Raw genomic sequence first — 20,711 nt, 5'->3', positions numbered from 1 at the left:
ATTCTGCCTGCTGCCGGCACGCCGTCCCCTTGGTCGGCCCGGCATGGATCGGCGCGATGCGACATAGCGCCGCAAAAAAGCCATGGCTGCAAGGCCTTTTGTTCATGTTGCAGTGCACACAATACGGTAAAGTACGGACATGAGCCCCGCCATCGACTACTCAAGCAACCGCCGCGCCCTGGTCCCGGTGCGCAGCAACGAGCGCTTCGCGCGTCCGCGCCTGGTGGAAGTACCCAAGACGCCCAAGGGCGAACGGGTGCAGGCGCATGATGGCCGCGAGCTTTACCTGCGCAGCATCGAGCCCGGCGACGTGCCGGCGCTGAAGCGGCAGTTCGCGCGCCTGTCCCCGGAGGACATCCGCCGCCGCTTCCTGCACTCCATGTCTGAGCTGCCCGATTCCATGGCGCAGCGCCTGACCCATATCGACCCGGCCGTGGAAACCGCCTTCGTGCTGATGGACGAAACGGTCAAGCCGGCGGAAATGCGTGGCGTGGGCCGCATCTTCGTGGACGAGGCGGCCAACAGCGCCGAATTCTCCGTGCTGGTCGAGCGCGACTGGAGCTGCCAGGGCCTGGGCGCCCTGCTCATGCAGCGGCTGGTCGACGATTGCCGCCGCCGCGGCCTGGGCGAGATCTGGGGCTACGTGCTGCTGGAAAACCGCCCCATGCTCCACCTGTGCAAGGAACTGGGCTTCGTGCGCCGCCTGTCGCCGGACGAGCCGGGCACCACGCTGATCTCGCTGCTGCTCTGACGCACATTTTCATCCGAACGCCTTGCCCACCTCCCCGGCCCGTCCGGGGCGGTCGCGTTACACTTGCCCGCTTTCCCGGCGCGGCATGAGGCCTCGCCACCGATCGTTGGGTCCGCATGGCAAAGCCGATTCCCCACCCGTCCCTGCCCACCACGCCCAAGCAGCGCCGCTTCTGGACGTCGCCGCACGGCTCCTCGCGCGCCCTGCTGGTCGCCGAGGCCGCCCGCACGCATCCGGGCCTGCTGGTCGCCGTTACCCGCGACACGCAGCGCGCGAGCGCGCTGGAAGACGAACTGCGCGTGTTCGCCGGCAACCTGCCGGTGCTGCACTTCCCTGACTGGGAAACGCTGCCCTACGACGTGTTCAGCCCCCACCCGGACATTGTCTCGCAGCGCATCGCCACCCTGTATGAGTTGCCCAACGTGCAGCGCGGCGTGCTGGTGGTGCCCATCGCCACCCTGATGCAGCGCATCGCCCCGCGCAGCCACATCACTGGCGCAGGGCTGGTGGTGAAGAAGAAGCAGAAGCTCGACCTCGCCGCCGAGCAGCGCCGGCTGGAAGCCGCCGGCTACCGCAACGTGCCGCAGGTGGGCGAGCCCGGCGATTTCGCCGTGCGCGGCGCGCTGATCGACATCTTCCCGATGGGCGCCGCCGAACCGTACCGCATCGAGCTGTTCGACGACGAAGTGGAATCCATCCGCAGCTTCGATCCGGAAACGCAGCGCTCGCAGCAGCAGGTGGAATACATCGAACTGCTGCCGGCGCGCGAATTCCCGCTCACCGAGAACGCCGCCAAGGATTTCCGCACGCGCCTGCGCGAGCGCTTCCCCATCGACGTGCGGCGCTGCCCGCTCTACCAGGACATGAAGGAAGGCGTGACGCCGGGCGGCATCGAGTATTACCTGCCGCTGTTCTTCGAGCAGACCGCCACGCTGTTCGACTACCTGGCGGACAGCGCCGTGTTCCTGCTCGGCGAAGGCGCGCTGGAATCGGCCGACCAGTTCTGGGCGCAGACCGGCGAGCGCTACGACCAGCGTGCACACGACATCGAACGCCCCGTGCTGCCGCCAGCGGAGCTGTACCTGCCGCCCGAACTGCTGCGTGAACAGCTCAACAAGCGCCTGCGCGTGGAAGTGGTGGAAAGCAGCCACGAGCACGCCCTGCCCAGCGGCACCCAACCGGCGCCGGAGCTGCCGCTCAACCGCAAGGGCGAAGAGCCCGGCACGTCGCTGCGCCACTTCCTGTCGAACTATCCGGGGCGCGTGCTGATCACCGCCGATTCGGCCGGCCGCCGCGAGGCGCTGATCGAACAGCTCGCCAGCGCTGGCCTGAAGCCCGATGCCATAGACGGCTGGCAGGCCTTCCTGGCCGGCAGCGACACGCTGCGGCTCGCCATCACCATCGCCGGCCTGGAACAGGGCTTCGCCCTCACCGAGCCCGCGCTCACCGTGCTCACCGAACGCGAACTGTTCGGCGAGCGCGTGCGTACGGACCGCAAGCGCCGCCGCGGCGCGGCGCGCGATCCGGAAAGCATCATCCGCGACCTCACCGAACTGACCATCGGTGCGCCCATCGTCCACGTCGATCACGGCGTGGGCCGCTACCAGGGCCTGGTGTCGATGGAACTGGGCGGCATGGAAGGCGAGTTCCTCACCATCGAGTACGCCAAAGGCGACAAGCTCTACGTGCCCGTGGCGCAACTCGGCCTGGTCAGCCGCTACACCGGCACCGCACCCGAACTGGCGCCACTGCATTCGCTGGGTGGCGACGCGTGGGAACGCGCGCGCCGCAAGGCCGCCGAGAAAGTCCGCGACGTCGCCGCCGAACTGCTCGCCATCTACGCGCAGCGCGAAGCACGCGGCGGCGAGGCCATGCCGATCGACCGCCAGATGGTGGAGGAATTCGGCGCCACCTTCCCGTTCGAGGAAACGCCCGACCAGGAACAGGCCATCGATTCAGTGCTCAAGGATCTTGCCGCCCCGCGCGCCATGGATCGCGTGATCTGCGGCGACGTGGGCTTCGGCAAGACCGAGGTGGCCCTGCGCGCCGCGTTCGCCGCCGCCACGGCGGGCCGCCAGGTGGCCGTGCTGGTGCCCACCACTCTGCTCGCGCAGCAGCACTACCGCAACTTCGCCGACCGTTTCGCCGACTGGCCGGTGCGCGTGGACGTGCTCTCGCGCTTCAAGTCCACCAAGGAAGTGAACGAGGCGCTCAAGCGCCTGTCCGAGGGACAGATCGACGTGATCGTGGGCACGCACAAGCTGCTCGCGCCGGAGATCAAGTTCAAGAACCTTGGCCTGGTCATCGTCGACGAGGAACAGCGCTTCGGCGTGCGCCAGAAGGAACAGCTGAAGAAACTGCGCGCCGAGGTGGACCTGCTCACCATGACGGCCACACCCATCCCGCGCACGCTGAACATGGCGATGAGCGGCCTGCGCGATCTCTCGCTGATCGCCACGCCGCCCGCGCATCGCATGGCGGTGCGCACCTTCATCGCGCAGTGGGAACCGGCGCTGATCCGCGAAGCCTTCCAGCGCGAATTGCAACGCGGCGGCCAGGTGTATTTCCTGCACAACGAAGTGGACACCATCGAGCGCGCCGCGCGCGAAGTGGAAGAACTCATTCCGGAAGCGCGCATCGGCATCGCCCACGGCCAGATGGCCGAGCGCGACCTGGAACGCGTGATGGCGGATTTCCATCGCCAGCGCTTCAACGTGCTGGTGTGCACCACCATCATCGAAACCGGCATCGACATCCCCACCGCCAACACCATCATCATCAACCGCGCCGACCGCTTCGGCCTCGCCCAGCTGCACCAGCTGCGCGGCCGCGTGGGCCGTTCGCACCATCGCGCATATGCCTACCTGGTGGTGCCCGATCGCAAGGCCATGACAGCCGATGCGGAGAAGCGCCTGGAAGCCATCGCCTCGCTGGAAGAACTGGGCGCCGGCTTCACCCTCGCCACGCACGACCTGGAAATACGCGGCGCTGGCGAGTTGCTGGGCGACGAACAATCCGGGCAGATCCAGGAAATCGGCTTCGGCCTCTACACCGAACTGCTGGAGCGCGCCGTGCGTGCGCTGAAGTCCGGCAAGGTGCCGGACTTCGATCTCAGCAGCGAGCACGAGACGGAAGTCGAACTGCACCTGCCCGCCTTGATCCCTGACGACTACCTGCCAGACGTCCATACGCGCCTGACGCTGTACAAGCGCATCGCCAGCGCGCGCAACGAGGACCACCTGCGCGACCTGCAGGTGGAAATGATCGACCGCTTCGGCCTGCTGCCCGACGCCGCCAAGCAACTCTTCGCCATCGCCCAACTCAAGCTGATGGCCACACCGCTCGGCATCCGCAAGCTCGACTTCGGCGCCAACGGCGGCCGCATCACCTTCCGCGACAAGCCCGAAGTCGATCCGATGGCGATCATCCGCCTGATCCAAAGCCAGCCGCGCGTGTACAAGCTGGATGGGCAGGACAAGCTCAAGGTGAACCTGGAACTGCCCGGCGCAACGGAGCGGATTCGGGCGGCGCAGGAGGTGTTGGTGCAGTTGGGGGCGCGGCGGCCGGGGTGATGGGAGCGTTGTTGGATGGCGCTGGGTCGTTCTGGCCTTGCGGCTTCGTGCTTTAGCCGTCATCCCGGCGCAGGCCGGGATCCAGTGACTTTGCGTTAGGTTGTCGCGCGGCGACGCCCGAAGAAGCAAATCACCCGTGCGCGACAACCGATCATTACCGAAACTGGATCCCGGCCTGCGCCGGGATGACGGTTCTTTTGAAGTGGTGAGGCAAGAATGCCACCTCATGTGCCCCTCACCCCAACCCTCTCCTCGCAGGGGAGAAGGAGCAAAGGGCTCGCTTGGTAGTAAAGCGCGCGCTGACGTCAATCGACATAACCAACGCCCCCCTCCCACAAACTCACCCACCAACCACACCCCATGGTGCATCGTCCGCGGCAACCATCGTCCATGCCGCGCGCCGCCATGATCACCAACCGCTCCATGCCTCCGGGCATCATCATCCCCGAACTCGCCTACCCCGACGTTCTCGAAGCCGCCGCCTGGCTGTGTCGCGCGCTCGGATTCCGCGAGCGCCTGCGCATCGCCGATCATCGCGTGCAGCTCATCTACGAAGGCGCCTCCATCGTGGTCACCGAACTGCCGAACGGCCAGGCTGTCGACCACGCTCACGCGGTCATGGTGCACGTCGCCGATGTCGACCGTCATCACGCGCAAGCCAGCGCGGCCGGCGCGCGTGTGCTCCATCCGCCAACCGATTACCCTTATGGCGAACGACAGTATTCCCTGGAGGACATCGGCGGCCATCGCTGGAAGTTCTCGCAGACCATCGCCGATGCCGATCCCGCGCAATGGGGCGGCACGCTGATGACAGAGTCACCCTGAGCCGGAGCACCCATGACCCTCGACTCACCTCGCCCCGAAGGGCAGCCGATGTTCAATCCCAAGATGCTGATACGGCCGGCGGTCGCCTGGGCGACGGTCGCCCTGTTCCTGGTCTTCGGCTCGGACTGGATGCAGCACCTGAGCCGCCACGAGATCGGCTTGTCATTATTTGCGTGGTTGTTCTTCGTGATCGTGTGGGGTTCGTTCGGCGTGGTGCACGAAGCCGAGGAGCTCGCCAGCCTGCTCGGCGAACCGGTGGGCACGCTGGTACTCACGCTTTCGATCGTGCTGATCGAAGTGGTGCTGATTTCCGCCGTGATGCTGGGCGCGGGCGATACCGCCACGCTGGCTCGCGACACCATGTTCGCCGTGCTCATGATCGTGTTGAACGGCGTGGTGGGGCTTGGACTGTTGATCGGTGGTATCCGTCATCACGAGCAGGCCTACAATCTGCACGGCGCGTCGGCCTTCCTCGCGGTGATCATTCCGCTCGCCACCATCGCGCTGGTGCTGCCCAACTTCACCACGTCGACCAGCGACGGCACGCTGACCTCGGTGCAGGCGATCGCGTTCTCCATCCTCACCATCGGCCTGTACGGCCTGTTCCTGTGGCTGCAGACGGGTCGCCACAAGGGTTACTTTGTCGCGCCACGATCCGATACCGATGCGAACGTGCCGGAGGATCCGCCGCCGCCGCCGCGCCGTCCGCGCAAGGGCGAGATGGCGTTTCATCTGGTCTTGCTGCTCGTCAACATCCTGCCGATCGTGATCCTGTCCAAGAGCCTGGCCAAGGTGCTCGACTACGGCATCGCGGCGACCGGCGCGCCGCATGCGCTGGGCGGCATCATCATCGCCATGCTGGTGTTCACGCCCGAAGGCATCTCGGCGCTGATCGCCATCCGCCGCGACCAGCTCACGCGCGCCATCAACCTGTGCCTGGGCGGCGCCGCTTCCACCGTGGGACTTACCGTGCCGGCCGTGCTGGCCATTGGCTTGTTCACGGGCAAGCCGGTGGTGCTTGGCCTGCCTTCGGCGAGCATCGTGCTGCTTACCTCCACCCTGGTGCTGAGCACGCTGACGTTCTCGGGATGGCGCACCACCATGCTGGAAGGCGCGGTGCACCTGTCGCTGTTCGTGGTGTTCCTGGTGCTGGTGTTCAGCCCCTAGCGACCAGCCGCGCTGGGTGCGCTCCCCATGGAGCGCACCCCGTGGATTCAGGCCGCCCGCGCGCCTGCGCGCACGAGGTAGTACACGGCGAACATGCCGCCGGCGGGATCGGTCCAGCCCTGGGCCACGGCGAGGCCCGCCTTGCCGGCGAGCGCGGCGAAATCCTCGGGCGAGTACTTGCAGCTGTATTCCACCTGCATGGCCTCTTCCGCGGCGAAATTCACCTGCTGCTTGCCGACGCGCACTTTCTGGTCGCGCGTGCTGACCAGGAAGGTTTCGATGCGTCCCGCCATGGCGTTGTAGTGCGCACGATGGCGGAAGCTGGAGAGATCGAAATCGCTGCCGATCTCGCGGTTCAGGCGCACCAGCATGTTGAGCGTGAACTCGGCGGTGACGCCCGCCTTGTCGTTGTAGGCGGCCTCGATGATGGCGGTGTCCTTCTTGAGGTCGGCGCCGATCAGGATGCCGCCGTTGTCGCCCATCTCGTTGCGCATCTTGCGCAACAGGTCGGCGGCATCGCGGGCTTCGAAATTGCCGATGGTGGACCCGGGGAAATAGATCACCGTGCGGCGCGGCGCCCGCGGCGGAATGGGCAGGCGCAGCGGCCGCGTGAAGTCGGCATGCAAAGGCTGCACTGGCACGGCCGGGAAGCGCTCGTTCAATGCCTGCGTGCTGTTGCGCAGCGGCTCGTGGGAAATCTCCACCGGCACGTACGACACCGGTGCGTGCAGATGCTCGAGCAGCATGCGCGTCTTGATGGCGTTGCCGCTGCCGTACTCCACCAGGCGCACGTCTTCGCCCAGCACATCGGCGATGTCGCCAGCGTGGGCGTCCATCAGCGCGATCTCCGCACGCGTCAGGTAATACTCCGGCTGCTCGCAGATGTCCTCGAACAGTTGCGAGCCGCGCTCGTCGTAGAACAGCCACGACGGCAGACGCTTGGGCCGCGCGCGCAGCCCGCGCTGCACGATGCCGAGCAGATCGTCGACAGGCGGGCGGCGGTCGTCGTCGCGGATATCGAAAGCTTGCACACTCATCGGTCCTGCCCCAGGCGGATCCCCATGAACTGCCAGCGCGCATGGGGAGGAAAGAAATTCCGGTAGGTGGCGCGCACGTGCTCGCGTGGCGTCGCGCAGGAACCACCGCGCAACACCCACTGCCCGCACATGAACTTGCCGTTGTATTCACCCAGTGCGCCGGCCAACGGCCGGAACCCGGGATAGCTGACGTAGGGCGATGCGGTCCATTCCCATACGTCGCCGAACATCTGCAGCATGCCCTCGCCGGCCGTCGCGGCCTGCGGATGGAAATGCATCGCGTCGAGCAGGTTGCCCTGTACCGGCAACGCCGCCGCGGCGCTCTCCCATTCCGCCTCGGTGGGCAACCGCGCACCCGCCCAGCGGGCGAAGGCGTCGGCCTCGAAATAGCTGACGTGACTGACGGGCGCATCCGGATCGATCGGCTGCACGCCGGCCAGCGTGAACTCGCTGGCGAGGTCTTCCTGCCAGTAGAACGGTCGCTGCCATTGCTCACGGCGCACGGTGTCCCAGCCTTCCGACAACCACAGCGACGGTTCGTCGTACCCGCCGTCGCGGATGAACTCGGCGAACTCGGCGTTGGTCACCAAGCGGTTGGCCAGCGCATGCGGCTGCAACAGCGCGCGATGGCGCGGCGACTCGTTGTCGAAGGCGAAACCGTCACCGGTGTGCCCCATCTCGACGATGCCTTCGCGCCCGGCGATGAAGGTCATCGGCACCGATGCTTCCGCCGAGGACGCATGCGGTGCGGTATAGGCAGGCAACAGCGGATTGCAGAAGAACGCGTGCTTGATGTCGGTCAGCAGCAGCTCCTGATGCTGCTGCTCGTGTTCGAGGCCGAGCTCGATCACACCCGCCGTCGCCGCATCGACGCCGCGCGACAGCCATTCGCACACGGCCTCGTCCACCTTCTCGCGATAGTCCCGCACCTGCGCAACGCTGGGGCGCGAGAGCAGCCCGCGGCGCGGGCGCGCGTGCATCGGGCCCACGGCCTGATAGTAGGAATTGAACAGGACGTTCCATTCCGGATGCGGCGACCGGTAGCCAGCATCGCGCTCCAGCACGAAGCGCTCGAAGAACCAGGTGGTGTGTGCAAGATGCCATTTCGCCGGGCTGGCGTCCGGCATGGATTGCACCATCATGTCTTCCGGCGTCAGCGAAGCGCACAGGGCCATGCTGCGGGAGCGGATCCTCCGGAATCGCAGCGTCAGCGCCTCGGCTTGCACGGCCGATTGGGCCAACGTCATCGCCGCCTCCGGGGTGCGCCTGTGCGGCCGACGGTGCCGGTCCCTTCGTGATGTCTCATACCGCGAACAGTGCGCCCAAACATGCGCGCACCTTGCCGGACGAGGTGTTCAAAACGTGTGATGCGAAGATGGCGAATGGCTGACAGCGGTCAGCTTGCCTTCTGTTGCGGCGCATCGTGGAACGCGCGAAAAACAAAGCCCGGCACGAGGCCGGGCTTTGTCGCATCTGCACCAACTACCGCGGGCTTAGTGACCGTAATAACGGTAACCGCCGCGATAGTAGTAGCCGCCGCGGTGGTAGTAGCCCGGGTGGCCGCCCACCACGACCGTGGCCGCCGGATACACCACCGGGGCCGGCGCGTAGACGACCGGGGCCGGGGCGTAATACACCGGCGGCGGAGGCGGTGCGTACACCACCGGGGCCGGCGCGGCGTAATAACCGCCGTAAACCGGCAGACCCACGCCGATATTCAAGCTGACGTGGCCTGCGAAGGCCGGTGCGACGGCTGCGCAGCCGATCAGCAGGGCAGACGCCAGGGCAACGCGCTTGACGATGGAGGTCTTGGTCTTGTTCATGAGGTTGTCTCCCAAGGGAGGCTTGATTCCGATAGAGAAATGGCACCTTGCTCTCTATCGCTCTTTGCCGGGGTCCATGCTCGGACTTTCGCGCTGAATCCGGACTGAGTAGAAAGCGTGAAGATGCTTAACGCCTGCCCTGGTTCCTGACGTGGTTCACACTGCCACCCCAAGGGGAATCCCCGCTCGCTTCCTGCGGGTGCAGGCGCAGCAGCCAGCAGCCGTGGATGTCCGCCCGGCGGGTGAAATCGAAGGGGATGCTGGGGGCGCTCCAGTCCTCGATCACGAACCGCTCCGCCAGTGCCTCATGGTTCAGCTTGAAGCGCCGGAAGTTGTTCGAGAAGACGATGACGCCATCGCGGTTGAGACGGTCCGCGCAGGCCAGCAGCAGCGGGACATGGTCGCGCTGGACGTCGAAATCCTCCGCCCGCTTGGAGTTGGAGAAGGTCGGCGGGTCGACGTAGATCAGCCCGTAACGCTCCCGCTCCTGGCGCAGGAAAGCCATGGCGTCGGCCTGCATCAGACGGTGCTTGCCGCCGGTGAATCCGTTGAGGGCGAGATTGCGGGAGGCCCAGTCCAGATACGTGGCCGACAGGTCCACGCTGGTGGTGTCGCGCGCCCCGCCCGCCGCGGCGTAGACGCTGGCCGTGGCGGTATAGGCGAACAGGTTGAGGAAGCGGCGCCCGGAAGCCAGCTCGCGCACCTTGGCGCGCACCAGGCGGTGGTCGATGAACAGGCCCGTATCCAGGTAATCGGTCAGGTTGACCAGGAAACGCAGGCCGCCCTCGGCGACCTCCACGAACTCGCCGCGCTGGTCGAACTGGCCGTACTTGGAGCCGCCCTTGCCGCGCTCGCGCGTCTTCAGCGCGATGCGCTCGCGCGGCACGCCCAGCACTTCGCCGGCCACGCGCACGATCTCGCGCAGGCGCTGGCGGGCCGTTTCCACCGGAATCTCGGCCGGCGCGCGGTACTCCTGGACGTGCAGCCAAGCCTCGTCGTTCTCGCCGGCATAGACGTCGACCGCCGCCGCGTACTCCGGCAGGTCCTGGTCGTAGGCGCGCCAGCAATGGATGCCTTCGCGCTGCAGGCGCTTGCGCAGATGGCGCAGGTTCTTCTCCAGGCGATTGCGCAGCATCTGCGCGCCTTCGGAGAGCGGTTTCACTTCGCGAGGCGTCTCGCTGCGCGCGTGAAGCTCGAAGATCAGCAGCACGGTTTCCAGCGCGCCGTTATAGAGGGCGTACTTCTTCTCCGCACGCAGCGGAATCGCGTGGCCCAGTTCGGCATCGCCCGCCAGCACGGCGGCGCGCCAGCCGGCGAAGCGTTCGCGCAGGGTCTCGCCAATGGCGCGATACAGCCTGGGCATCTCGCCGCGGTCGCCCAGGCGCTCGCCATACGGAGGATTGGTGATGACCAGGCCGCGGACATAGCCCGGCGGCGGCGACACGTGGGTGGCGTCATGCTTGTCCAGCGTGAGGAAGCCGGCCACGCCGGCCTCCTGCGCGTTGCGCTTGGCGGTCTGCACCATGCGCGGATCGGCATCGCTGCCGAAGAAGCAGGCCCGCAGTGCGCGTAGGCCGATGTCGGCGCGCTGGCGCGCCTCTTCCAGCAGGCCGCGCCACAGCGCGATGTCGTGCTGCGCCCAGCCGAGAAAGCCGTAGTACTCGCGGTGCAGGCCGGGGGCGACGTCCGCCGCCATCCACGCGCCTTCGATCAGCAGCGTGCCCGAGCCGCACATGGGATCGAGCAGCGCGCCGCCTTCGGCGTAGATCTCCGGCCAGCGCGCGCGCAGCAGCATGGCGGCGGCCAGGTTCTCCTTCAGCGGCGCCTCGCCCTGCAGCTCGCGCCAGCCGCGGCGGTGCAGCGGCGCGCCGGCGAGGTCGATGGACAGCGTGGCACGGTCGCGGCGCAGGCGCAGGTTGATGCGCACGTCCGGCTCGTCCGTATCCACGTCCGGGCGCGAGCCGTCGCGCTGGCGGAACTGGTCGACCATGGCGTCCTTCACGCGCTGGGCGATGAACTGGCTGTGGGTCAGCTTGCTCTGCGCCGAGTTGGCATCCACCGCCAGCGTGGCGTGCGGCCCCAGGTGCTTCGACCAGTCGATGGATTGCACGCCGCCGTAAAGCGCATCGTCGGTCGCGGCATCAAACTCGGCCAGCGGCAGCAGCACGCGGCTGGCCAGGCGTGACCACAGGCAGGCGCGGTAGGCGGTTTCCAGCGTGCCGGAGAAATGCACGCCGGCCAGCGCCTCGCGCACGTCGTCGGCGCCCAGCAGCACCAGCTCGTCGCGCAGCAGGTATTCCAGCCCCTTCGGGCAGGTCGCGAAGAACGCGCTCATGCCGCCAGCCCGGCGAGGAACAGGCCGAACTGTTCGACGATGCGGTCGACGCTGTCGCTCAGGCGGTGATCATCGTCCACCACCATCAGCGGCAGGCGACGGCGACCGGCGAAGTCGATGATGCCTTCGGGCATGCACACGTCATCGCGCCAGCCGTGGTACAGCAGGGTCGGCACGCCCTCGGCCAGGTTGAAGGCCTGTCGGTAACCGGGAATCTCGCTGGGCGTGGCCAGCAGGAACAGCCCCGCCACAGGACGCTGCAGCGAAGCCAGCCCCGACACGAACGCGCCCATGCTGGAGCCGACCAGCACCGGCGGGACATCCACGCTGTCGATGGCGGAGAGCAGCCGCTGGATGCGCGGGTCGATCGCGCCGGCGAAGCCCAGCTGGTCATCGGTGCGGTAGTCCGGGCGCTGGGTTTTCCAGCCCAGCGACTCGGCGAAGGTGGCCAGGATGCTGACCTTGGTAGCGTCTGGACCGGAGTCCGAGCCATGCGAAAGAATGATCTGGCCGCGCATCGCGGTCTCCGAAACAACGTCTGTATGGCCGCGCATCGTAACAGGCGACGTCCCGAGGCATCGGCGGATAGACTGCCCAGCATGTCCCTCAACATCTTCGACCAGCCCCTGCCCTACGTTTCCCTGCTGCCCGAGCGCCCCGCCAGCGCGGTGGAGATGGTGGTGATCCACTGCACCGAGCTGCCCGACCTGGCCACCGCGCGCGAGTACGGCGAGCGGGTGCTTTATGACAGCGGCGCGGGCGCCAGCGGGCATTTCTATATCGACCGCGACGGCAGCATCCACCAGTACGTGCCCGGCAACCGGGTGGCCAACCACGTGCGTGGTCACAATCCCCACACCATCGGCATCGAGCTGGTGAACCTGGGTCGCTACCCCGACTGGTGGGATTCCCGCCGCCAGACCATGACCGAGCCCTATACCCCGGCCCAGATCGCCGCCCTGCACGCCTTGCTGGCCCAGCTGAAGCGGGATTACCCCCGCCTGCAGCTGATCGCCGGCCATGAGGACCTGGACACCGCGCGGCTGCCCGCCACCGATGACGCCACGCTGGACGTGCCGCGCAAGCTCGATCCGGGCCCGCTGTTCCCCTGGGCCGAGGTGCTGGAGGAAAGCGGGCTGGAACGGATGCTGCCGCCCAGGCACTGAAGCCCAGGCGGGCCGCCAGCTATAATCGCCGGCTCTTACCTGCGCCGAGCTTTTTTCCATGACGGAAACCAACGTCCGCGAACTCGTCGACCTGCTCGAGCTCGAGCGCCTCGAGGACAATCTTTTCCGCGGCCAGAGCCGGGACATCGGCACGCATTTCGTGTTCGGCGGACAGGTGCTGGGGCAGGCGCTGTCGGCCGCCCAGCGCACGGTGGACCCGGAACGCCAGGCCCACTCGCTGCACGCCTACTTCCTGCGCGCGGGCGACATCAACGCGCCCATCGTCTACAGCGTGGAGCGCACGCGCGACGGCGGCACGTTCTCCTCGCGCCGCGTGGTGGCGATCCAACACGGCCAGCCGATCCTCAACGGCTCCATTTCGTTCCAGGTGCCGGAAACCGGCTTCGAGCATCAGTCCTCGATGCCCGAGGTGCCCATGCCCGAGGACATCGCACCGATGCAGCCCATGGCGCCGGAACAGCTGGCGAAACTGCCGGAGAAACTCCAGCGCTGGCTGGGCGTGGACGCGCCCTTCGAATTCCGCCATGTGTGGCCGCAGGACAAGCTGCACCCGGTGAAGCGCCCGCCGATCCAGCACATTTGGTTCCGCCTCACCGCACCGGTGGGCGATTCGCCGGAGCTGCATCGCTCGCTGCTGGCCTACGCCTCCGACTTCAACCTGATCGGCACGGCCACCCTGCCGCACGGCATCTCGTACTACACGCACAACGTGCAGATGGCGAGCCTGGACCACGCGCTGTGGTTCCACCGTCCGTTCCGCACCGACGAATGGCTGCTGTATTCCTTCGACAGCCCCACCGCGCAGGGTGCGCGCGGCCTGGCGCGCGGCCAGATCTTCACCCGCGACGGCCGCCTGGTGGCTTCGACCGCCCAGGAAGGCCTGATCCGCCTGCGCGGCTGAGCCGCCCGGCCAGCGTAGTAACATGACGGTCGGCCGCCCCCACGGCCCGCCGGCCGTCCCATTCGCCCGGCGTGAACCCAAGGTTTCTCCATGCGTCAGCTCTACACCTCGCCCCGCCAGGAAAACATCGACCGCGTCGCCGCGCTGCTGGCCGAGCAGGGCATCGAGTGCACCATCGAGAACCGCTCCAACTACCGGCGCCCCAGCTACCAGCGCTTCAGCTACTCGCAGCGCAACGAGAACCGGAACAACTGGGCCCAGGTCTGGGTGACCCGCGCGGACGACTACACGCGCGCCCGCGCCCTGCTCAAGGAGCTGGGCATCGAGCCGGTGGTCCGCCATGGCGAGGAACTGGCCATGGCCCGCAACCCCACGCCGGAAATGAGGCGCCAGAGCGTCGCCACCCGGATGCGCCGCATCGTCATGCTGGCCGTGGCGGGGGCCTTCGTAATCCTGATGCTGCGGTATATGGGCGTCATCTAAGAGCGAAAACCTCGCGCAAGCGCTTATACCCCTCACCGTCATTCCGGCAAAAGCGGGAGGCGCTCTTCAACAGCCGCTAGGCTGGTCATCCAGTGCCTTTTAGCCCTCTCGCAGAACGTAAAGTCGCTGGATTCCGGCTTTCGCCGGAATGACGGTGAGGGAATTCGGCGCTTATACGAGATTTTGAACAGGCGCCAAGCCCGGCGGGCAACCGCCAGGAGCGCTTATCACATTTCAGCTAGTGACACAGTGAGCCAAACCGGACATAGAATCAGGCCATGCGCTCTGATCGTGTCCGCCTCTTCCAGACCCTGCCGCACGCCTGCGGCTATTTTGCCGAGCGCACGGCACAGAACCTCGTGATCGATCCGGCCGCGCCGCAGTTGGACCAGCTGTACGGCCCGGCGCTGGAGCGCGGCTTCCGACGCGCGGGCGGGCACCTCTACTACCCCTATTGCACCAACTGCCGGGCGTGCACGCCGTGCCGCATCGATGTGGAGCGCTTCACGCCGGACCGCAGCCAGCGCCGCTGCCTGAAACGCAACGAAGACCTGCGCGTCATCGAGTCGATGGCCGGCTACAACACGGAGCGCCACGCGCTCTATGAGCGCTACCTGCGCCAACGCCACCCCGGCGGCGGCATGGACGAGGCCGACGCCAGCGACTTCCGCCGCTTCCTGACCGCGCCGTGGAGCCCCACGATGTTCCTGGAGTTCCGCCAGGGCTCGCGCCTGCTCGGCGTCGCGGTCACCGACGTGTGCCAGCAGGGTCTTTCGGCCGTCTACACCTTCTACGACCCCGACGAAACGGCGCGCAGCCTGGGCACCTTCGCCATCCTGCAGCAGGTCGCGCTCGCCAAGCGCCGCGGACTGCCGTGGATCTACCTGGGCTTCTGGATCGCGGGACACCCGAAAATGGATTACAAGCGCAAGTTCCGCCCGCTGCAGATACGCACCAGCGAAGGCTGGGCGGAGATGGCGGATCCCTGAGGCACGCAGGGCCGCACGCGCCCCTGTCGACACCACATAGCAAAGAGCCGGCGTATCGCCGGCTCTCGATCGATCAATCCTGCAGCGCCTGTTCCCTGGGCACGACGGGATACGGATACAGCTTCACCAGCGGCACGGAGATGCCGTCATCGCCTACCACGCGGCAATGCTCGCGATTGAGCTGGCGCGGTTCGTCGACGCCGCAGCTGTGCGCGATGATGCCGACCTCGTGCATCACATTGGTGGCGTAATTGGCCACGCGCTCGCTCTTGTCCGCCACCACCAGGCCACGCTGCAGCTTGGGATTCTGCGTGGTGATGCCGGTGGGGCACGTATTGCGGTTGCATTGCAGCGACTGGATGCAGCCCAGCGCCAGCATGAAGCCGCGTGCGGAGTTGACGAAGTCCGCGCCCATCGACAGCGCCCACGCCACGTCATAAGCGGTGATGCACTTGCCCGAGCAGATCACCTTGATGCGGTCGCGCAGGCCCTTCACCACCAGCAGGTCCACCAGCGCGGGCAAGGCCTCGTGCAGCGGCAGGCCCACGCCTTCCATCAGCGTTTGTGGTGCGGCGCCGGTGCCGCCTTCCGAACCGTCGACGATGATGAAGTCCGGCGCGCTTTCGATGCCGCGCTTTTTCACTTCCTCGCACAGGTCGACGATCCAGTCGACGCCGCCGAACACCGCCTTGAAACCCACCGGCTTGCCGGTGAGTTCGCGGATGTGATGGATGGCGTCCATCAGCTCCTGCACGTTGCCGATATCCAGGTGGCGGTTGGGGCTCTGCGAATCCTCGCCCACGGGAATGCCGCGGATCTCGGCAATTTCCGGCGTCACCTTCGCCGCCGGCAGCAGACCGCCCATGCCGGGCTTGGCGCCCTGCCCCAGCTTGATGCTGACCATCTTCACCTGCGGATGCGCGCAGATCGCCAACAGCTTGTTGTCGTCGAGCTTGCCGTCGGGCGTGCGCACGCCGTACTTGGCGGTGCCGATCTCGAAGATGATGTCGCAGCCGCCTTCCAGGTGATACGGCGCCAGGCCGCCTTCACCCGTATCCATCCAGATGCCGGCCTTCTTGGCGCCGTGCGACAGGGCGCGCACCGCCGGTGCCGACAGCGCGCCGAAACTCATCGCCGAGATATTGAAGAACGCCGCGTGCTGGTACGGTTCGCGCGAGTACGGCCCCAGCGTGACCGGCAACGGCTTGACGTGCCGGTCGCCCAGCGCGGGAAACGGCGCGTTGACAAAGAACGGCACGCCCTCGCCGCGCAGGTCGCGCGTGGAACCAAAGGAATTGGTGTTATCCACGTTCTTGGCCGCGCGATACACCCACGTGCGCTGCGCGCGATTGAACGGCAGCTCCTCGCGGTCACTGGAATACAGGTACTGGCGGAAGAATTCGCCCAGGTGCAGGAACCAGTAGCGGAAGTGGCCGATGACCGGGAAGTTGCGCAGCACCGAGTTGCTGGTCTGGTTGCGGTCCACCAGCCAGACCACGCCGATGACCACCACCAGCAGCGCCAGTAGCAGCAAAAACAGGGCGGCGAACGTCTCGACGACAACGACCAGCCAATGCGCGAATCCCGACGGTTCCATCCTTACCTCCAGTGGTGATCTGTTGCGACAGGCGCGTTCAATCCGTTCGCCAGCGGCGATGCGCCGGATTCGTGCCATCCTCGCGCCAACGGGGCGAGGAAGCCAACCTCAAAGTTCGATGCGCAAGGCCTTCGCCGCGCGGATGGCCTTGGCCTTGGCCGCTTCCACGCTTTCATCGCGCGCCAGGGTGACGGCCATGCGGCGGCGGCCTTTCACGGTCGGTTTGCCGAAGATGCGCAGCTGCGTGTCCGATTCCTTCAGAGCATCGGCCACGCCGTGGTAGCGCGGCGCCGCGCCCTCGCCTTCCACCAGCACCGCGCACGACGCGGACGGACCCAGCTGGCGAATCGCCGGAATCGGCAGGCCAAGGATGGCGCGCGCATGCAGCGCGAACTCCGAAAGGTCTTGCGACACCAGGGTCACTAGGCCCGTATCGTGCGGACGCGGGCTCACTTCCGAGAAGATCACGCTGTCGCCCTTGACGAAGAACTCCACGCCAAACACGCCCCAGCCGCCCAGTGCGCCGGTGATGGCCTCCGCCTGTCGCTGCGCCTCTGCCAGGGCGACCGGGCTCATGGGCTGCGGCTGCCAGGATTCGCGATAGTCGCCGTCTTCCTGGCGATGGCCGATGGGCGCGCAGAAGCTGACGCCCTCCTTGTGGCGCACGGTAAGCAGGGTAATCTCGTAGTCGAAGTCGACAAAGCCTTCGACGATCACGCGCCCCTTGCCCGCGCGCCCGCCGGATTGCGCGTAGTCCCAGGCGTGCTGCAGTTCACCCTCCTCGCGCACCACGCTCTGTCCCTTGCCGGAGGAACTCATCACCGGCTTGATGACGAACGGCAGGCCGATGGACGCCACGGCATCGCGGTAGTCTGCCTCGGTGTCGCAGAAGCGGTAGCGCGAGGTGGGCAGTTTCAGTTCTTCCGCGGCGAGGCGTCGGATGCCCTCGCGGTCCATGGTGAGCCATGCCGCGCGCGCGGTGGGAATGACGCGCAGGCCTGCCTGCTCCAGCTCGACCAGCGTCGGCGTGTGGATGGCCTCGATCTCCGGCACCACGAGATCCGGTTTTTCCTGTTCGATGACGGCGCGCAGCGTGGCTCCGTCCAGCATGTCGATGACGTGGCTGCGATGCGCCACCTGCATGGCCGGCGCATCGGCGTAGCGATCAACCGCGATCACCTCCACCGCATAGCGCTGCAGCTCGATCGCCACTTCCTTGCCCAGCTCCCCCGAACCCAGCAGCAGCACGCGCAGCGCATGATCGGAATAAGGCGTGCCAAACGGCTTCATCGGTGTCTCCCCGGAGGTGGCAAAGCGCCATTGTAAGCGGCCATCGGTACAGCGCGTCATGCCGTCATCACGCAGATTCCATTGACGAACCACGTGGACCGGCGTTGACTGCAGGTGTCACCGTCCCCACGGAGCGACCCCCATGCGCAAGTGGCCCGCCGTGCTGGCGATGGCTCTCGCGTTGAGCCCCTCTCCCGCTGTGTTTGCGCGGGCGCAGGAGGGCGCGCCTGCGGTGCAAACCACGTGGATGACCGTGCTGCTGGGCGGCCGCCGGATCGGCCACCTGCGCATCGACAGGGCCCGCGACGGCAACGTGGTGACGACCACGCAAGACCTGCAGATCGTGCTGGAACGCAGCGGCAGGATCACACCCATGGCGGTGCTGACCCGCAGCGTGGAAACCCTGGACGGCCAGCCGCTCGGCTTCTACGCGAAAAGCACACTGTCGGCCGCCGACAGCATCATCGACGGGCGGCGCCAGCCCGACGGCAACTACAGCGTGACCGCCACCGTGGCCGGGCTCCGTAGCGAGCACACCTTGTCATGGCCCACCGGCGCCCTGCTCAGCGACGGCCAGCGGCAAGCCATGGCGAACGCCGCCCGCCACGCCGGGCACTATCGGCTGAATCTGTTCGACCCCGCCAGCCAGGATGTGGCCGCCGTGGACATCGAAGTGCTCGGCGACGAACGCGTGGCGCTACCCGACGGGCCGGAACAGCTCAACCACCAGCGCGAGGAACTGCAAACCGCCCGCGGCGTGCAGCGCATGGATCTGTGGGTCGATGCGCAGGGCGAAACCCGCAAGGGCACGCTGCAGATGCTGGGCCACGAACTGGACATGCTGGCCTGCAGCCAAGCCTGTGCCATGGCGCCGGTGCAGGACATCGACATGCTGCGCGCGGCGATGATCGACTCGCCGGAGGCGGTGTCCCGCTCGATGCGCAACGGCGCCCTGCGCTATGTCATCCACGCCAGCGACGACAGCGCCCGGCCCGTCGTCGCCACCGACGAGCAGCGGGTGTACGCGCTCGGGCATGGCGACTGGCTGGTCGAGGTGGGTCCGGCGCTCGCGGGCGGCCAACCGGCGCCGACCGCGCAGGACATGGAGGCCAACCCCTGGCTGCAGTCCAACGCGCCCGAACTGCGCGCGCTGGCAGCCAGGGCGGCAGGCACCGGCGACGACCTGCGGAAGATGGAGCGGCTGCGCCTGTTCACCAGCGGCTACCTCAATGGACATCGCGGCAACGAAGGCTACGCATCCGCGCTCGAAGTGCTGCACACCCGCCAAGGCGACTGCAAGGGATACGCCGTGCTGCTGGCAGCGCTGGCGCGCGCGCAGGGGATTCCGGCGCGGGTGGTCACCGGCATGGTCTATGTCGACAGCTATGCCGGCAGTTCCCGCGTGTTCGTGCCGCATGCCTGGGTCGAGGCCTGGGTGGATGGCCGTTGGCAAAGCTTCGACGCCGCGCTCGGCCACTTCGACAGCGCGCATATCGCGCTGGATACCGGCGACGGCGACCCCTGGCACTTCGCCAACCTGTCCAACCTCTTCGGCCAGATGCGCATCGCCCAGGTCGCGCCGGCGCAGGAACTGGCCCCTTCCGTGCTGCGTGGCGCCGTGGCTGCCCGGGATTGGTGACCCCTTGAAGTTAGATATCAAATTGATATCTAATCTTTGCACCCAGGGAGGACCCACCATGAACGAACAGCAAGGCTTTTCGGCCGCCGGCATTCCGACCGCCGCACTCGTCATCTTTCTCGCCCTGCTTGGCCTGGCCTGCGAGGGCTACGCCCTGCTCACCCAACACCCCTCGCTGGTGGCGCTGGGCGTCGCCATTCACGTGCTCACCGCGTTCATGGCCAAGGGCTTCTTCCAGGTGGCGCCCAACGAAGGCCAAGTGCTGCAGCTGTTCGGCAAGTACCACGGCACCGTGCGCGAGGAAGGCCTACGCTGGACCAACCCGTTCTGCACCCGCCGCCGCGTGTCGCTGCGCGTGCGCAACTTCGAAAGCGGCAAGCTCAAGGTCAACGACAGCGACGGCAACCCCATCGAGATCGCCGCCGTGGTGGTCTGGCAGGTCATCGACACCGCCGAAGCCGTGTTCTGCGTGGACGACTACGAAAACTTCGTCACCATCCAGAGCGAATCGGCGCTGCGCCAGATGGCGCAGAACTACCCCTACGACGCGCACGACGATGGCAAGCCCGCCCTGCGCAGCCACGGTGAAGTAATCAACAACCACCTGCGCGACGAAATCCAGGCGCGACTGGACAAGGCCGGCGTACGCGTGGTCGAGGCGCGCATCAGCCATCTCGCCTACGCGCAGGAAATTGCCCAGGCCATGCTGCAGCGCCAGCAGGCCAACGCCATCGTCGCCGCCCGCGAGCGCATCGTCGAAGGCGCGGTGGGCATGGTCGCCATGGCGCTCGACCGGCTCAAGTCGCAAGGCGTCGTGGAACTGGACGAGGAACGCCGGGCCGCCATGGTCAGCAACCTGCTGGTGGTGCTGTGCGGCGATCGCGCCACGCAACCGGTGGTGAATACCGGCACGCTCTATGGCGGCTGAAAAAAAGGCGTATCCCTTACGCATCAGCGCTGCGGTACTTGAAGCCATGCAGCGCTGGGCCGACGACGATCTGCGCAGCGTGAACGCGCAGATCGAATTCGTCCTGCGCGAGGCGCTGCGCAAGCAAGGGCGTCTGAAACGCGGCACGTCCGAACCCGTGCAGGACGACGAGCCGGATTAAGCGTGT

The 20,711-nt window shown here is 66.9% G+C and carries 18 protein-coding genes; 11 read left to right on the top strand and 7 right to left on the bottom strand.

Annotation, left to right across the window (positions count from 1 at the left end; all coding sequences use genetic code 11):
* Positions 1–139: 139 nt before the first annotated feature.
* The 4 genes from BDW41_RS19320 (at position 140) to BDW41_RS19305 (ending at position 6,315) form a co-directional block, all read left to right on the top strand.
* Positions 140–751 (top strand): GNAT family N-acetyltransferase, encoded by a 612-nt coding sequence (locus BDW41_RS19320; protein ID WP_074551200.1) that lies wholly within the window; start codon positions 140–142, stop codon positions 749–751.
* A 116-nt stretch (positions 752–867) separates the two neighbouring features.
* Positions 868–4,323 carry a transcription-repair coupling factor gene (gene mfd / locus BDW41_RS19315; RefSeq protein ID WP_074551201.1) on the top strand — a complete coding sequence of 1,152 codons (3,456 nt, stop codon included), beginning with the start codon at positions 868–870 and terminating at the stop codon, positions 4,321–4,323.
* Between the two features lie 390 nt (positions 4,324–4,713).
* Positions 4,714–5,148: a VOC family protein gene (locus BDW41_RS19310; protein ID WP_233496936.1), complete on the top strand. Its 435-nt coding sequence runs from the start codon at positions 4,714–4,716 to the stop codon at positions 5,146–5,148.
* A gap of 12 nt (positions 5,149–5,160) precedes the next feature.
* Positions 5,161–6,315, top strand: coding sequence for a calcium:proton antiporter (locus BDW41_RS19305; protein WP_083337751.1), 1,155 nt, complete (start codon positions 5,161–5,163; stop codon positions 6,313–6,315).
* Between the two features lie 47 nt (positions 6,316–6,362).
* On the opposite strand, the gene egtD is transcribed toward BDW41_RS19305, so the two are convergent.
* The 5 genes from egtD to BDW41_RS19280 form a co-directional block, all read right to left on the bottom strand.
* Positions 6,363–7,352, bottom strand: coding sequence for an L-histidine N(alpha)-methyltransferase (gene egtD / locus BDW41_RS19300; RefSeq protein ID WP_074551203.1), 990 nt, complete (start codon positions 7,350–7,352; stop codon positions 6,363–6,365).
* Positions 7,349–8,599 (bottom strand): ergothioneine biosynthesis protein EgtB, encoded by a 1,251-nt coding sequence (egtB, locus tag BDW41_RS19295; protein ID WP_074551205.1) that lies wholly within the window; start codon positions 8,597–8,599, stop codon positions 7,349–7,351. Before egtB ends, egtD begins: the two co-directional genes overlap by 4 nt.
* A gap of 246 nt (positions 8,600–8,845) precedes the next feature.
* Entirely contained in the window at positions 8,846–9,175 is a 330-nt protein-coding gene (locus BDW41_RS19290; protein WP_074551207.1) for a hypothetical protein, read from the bottom strand.
* A gap of 127 nt (positions 9,176–9,302) precedes the next feature.
* On the bottom strand, positions 9,303–11,510 hold the full coding sequence (rlmKL, locus tag BDW41_RS19285) for a bifunctional 23S rRNA (guanine(2069)-N(7))-methyltransferase RlmK/23S rRNA (guanine(2445)-N(2))-methyltransferase RlmL (RefSeq protein WP_074551209.1): 2,208 nt from the start codon (positions 11,508–11,510) through the stop codon (positions 9,303–9,305).
* Complete coding sequence (locus BDW41_RS19280; protein WP_074551211.1) at positions 11,507–12,028, bottom strand: alpha/beta hydrolase; 522 nt, start codon at positions 12,026–12,028, stop codon at positions 11,507–11,509. Before BDW41_RS19280 ends, rlmKL begins: the two co-directional genes overlap by 4 nt.
* An 81-nt stretch (positions 12,029–12,109) precedes the next feature.
* Between BDW41_RS19280 and BDW41_RS19275 the strand changes: the two genes are divergently transcribed.
* The 4 genes from BDW41_RS19275 to BDW41_RS19260 all read left to right on the top strand — a co-directional run bounded on the left by BDW41_RS19275 (position 12,110) and on the right by BDW41_RS19260 (position 15,070).
* Complete coding sequence (locus BDW41_RS19275) at positions 12,110–12,676, top strand: N-acetylmuramoyl-L-alanine amidase (protein ID WP_074551212.1); 567 nt, start codon at positions 12,110–12,112, stop codon at positions 12,674–12,676.
* Positions 12,677–12,734: 58 nt separating this feature from the next.
* Positions 12,735–13,598 carry an acyl-CoA thioesterase II gene (gene tesB / locus BDW41_RS19270; protein ID WP_074551214.1) on the top strand — a complete coding sequence of 288 codons (864 nt, stop codon included), beginning with the start codon at positions 12,735–12,737 and terminating at the stop codon, positions 13,596–13,598.
* A 90-nt stretch (positions 13,599–13,688) separates the two neighbouring features.
* Positions 13,689–14,081 carry a DUF2007 domain-containing protein gene (locus BDW41_RS19265; RefSeq protein WP_074551216.1) on the top strand — a complete coding sequence of 131 codons (393 nt, stop codon included), beginning with the start codon at positions 13,689–13,691 and terminating at the stop codon, positions 14,079–14,081.
* A 278-nt stretch (positions 14,082–14,359) separates the two neighbouring features.
* Complete coding sequence (locus BDW41_RS19260; RefSeq protein ID WP_074551218.1) at positions 14,360–15,070, top strand: arginyltransferase; 711 nt, start codon at positions 14,360–14,362, stop codon at positions 15,068–15,070.
* Positions 15,071–15,143: 73 nt separating this feature from the next.
* Here the strand turns inward: BDW41_RS19260 and BDW41_RS19255 are convergent, their stop codons facing one another.
* Together BDW41_RS19255 and purT are read right to left on the bottom strand one after the other, a co-directional pair.
* A complete protein-coding gene (locus BDW41_RS19255) occupies positions 15,144–16,667 on the bottom strand; it encodes an FMN-binding glutamate synthase family protein (RefSeq protein WP_074551220.1) in 1,524 nt (507 codons plus the stop codon).
* A gap of 108 nt (positions 16,668–16,775) precedes the next feature.
* Positions 16,776–17,957, bottom strand: a complete 1,182-nt coding sequence (purT, locus tag BDW41_RS19250; RefSeq protein ID WP_074551222.1) for a formate-dependent phosphoribosylglycinamide formyltransferase — start codon at positions 17,955–17,957, stop codon at positions 16,776–16,778.
* A gap of 142 nt (positions 17,958–18,099) precedes the next feature.
* Between purT and BDW41_RS19245 the strand changes: the two genes are divergently transcribed.
* The 3 genes from BDW41_RS19245 to BDW41_RS19235 are packed head-to-tail and all read left to right on the top strand — an operon-like array spanning position 18,100 to position 20,705.
* A complete protein-coding gene (locus tag BDW41_RS19245; RefSeq protein WP_074551224.1) occupies positions 18,100–19,596 on the top strand; it encodes a transglutaminase-like domain-containing protein in 1,497 nt (498 codons plus the stop codon).
* A 58-nt stretch (positions 19,597–19,654) separates the two neighbouring features.
* Positions 19,655–20,524, top strand: a complete 870-nt coding sequence (locus BDW41_RS19240) for an SPFH domain-containing protein (RefSeq protein ID WP_074551226.1) — start codon at positions 19,655–19,657, stop codon at positions 20,522–20,524.
* Positions 20,514–20,705, top strand: coding sequence for an Arc family DNA-binding protein (locus BDW41_RS19235; RefSeq protein ID WP_074551228.1), 192 nt, complete (start codon positions 20,514–20,516; stop codon positions 20,703–20,705). The genes BDW41_RS19240 and BDW41_RS19235 overlap by 11 nt, the downstream gene beginning before the upstream one ends.
* Positions 20,706–20,711: the final 6 nt, after the last annotated feature.

Origin of the sequence: Dyella sp. AtDHG13 (assembly GCF_003201105.1) — a bacterium.
Lineage (GTDB): Bacteria > Pseudomonadota > Gammaproteobacteria > Xanthomonadales > Rhodanobacteraceae > Dyella > Dyella jiangningensis_B.
Note: the sequence above shows the minus strand (reverse complement) of the source record. Positions and strands in the feature narration are given on the sequence as shown.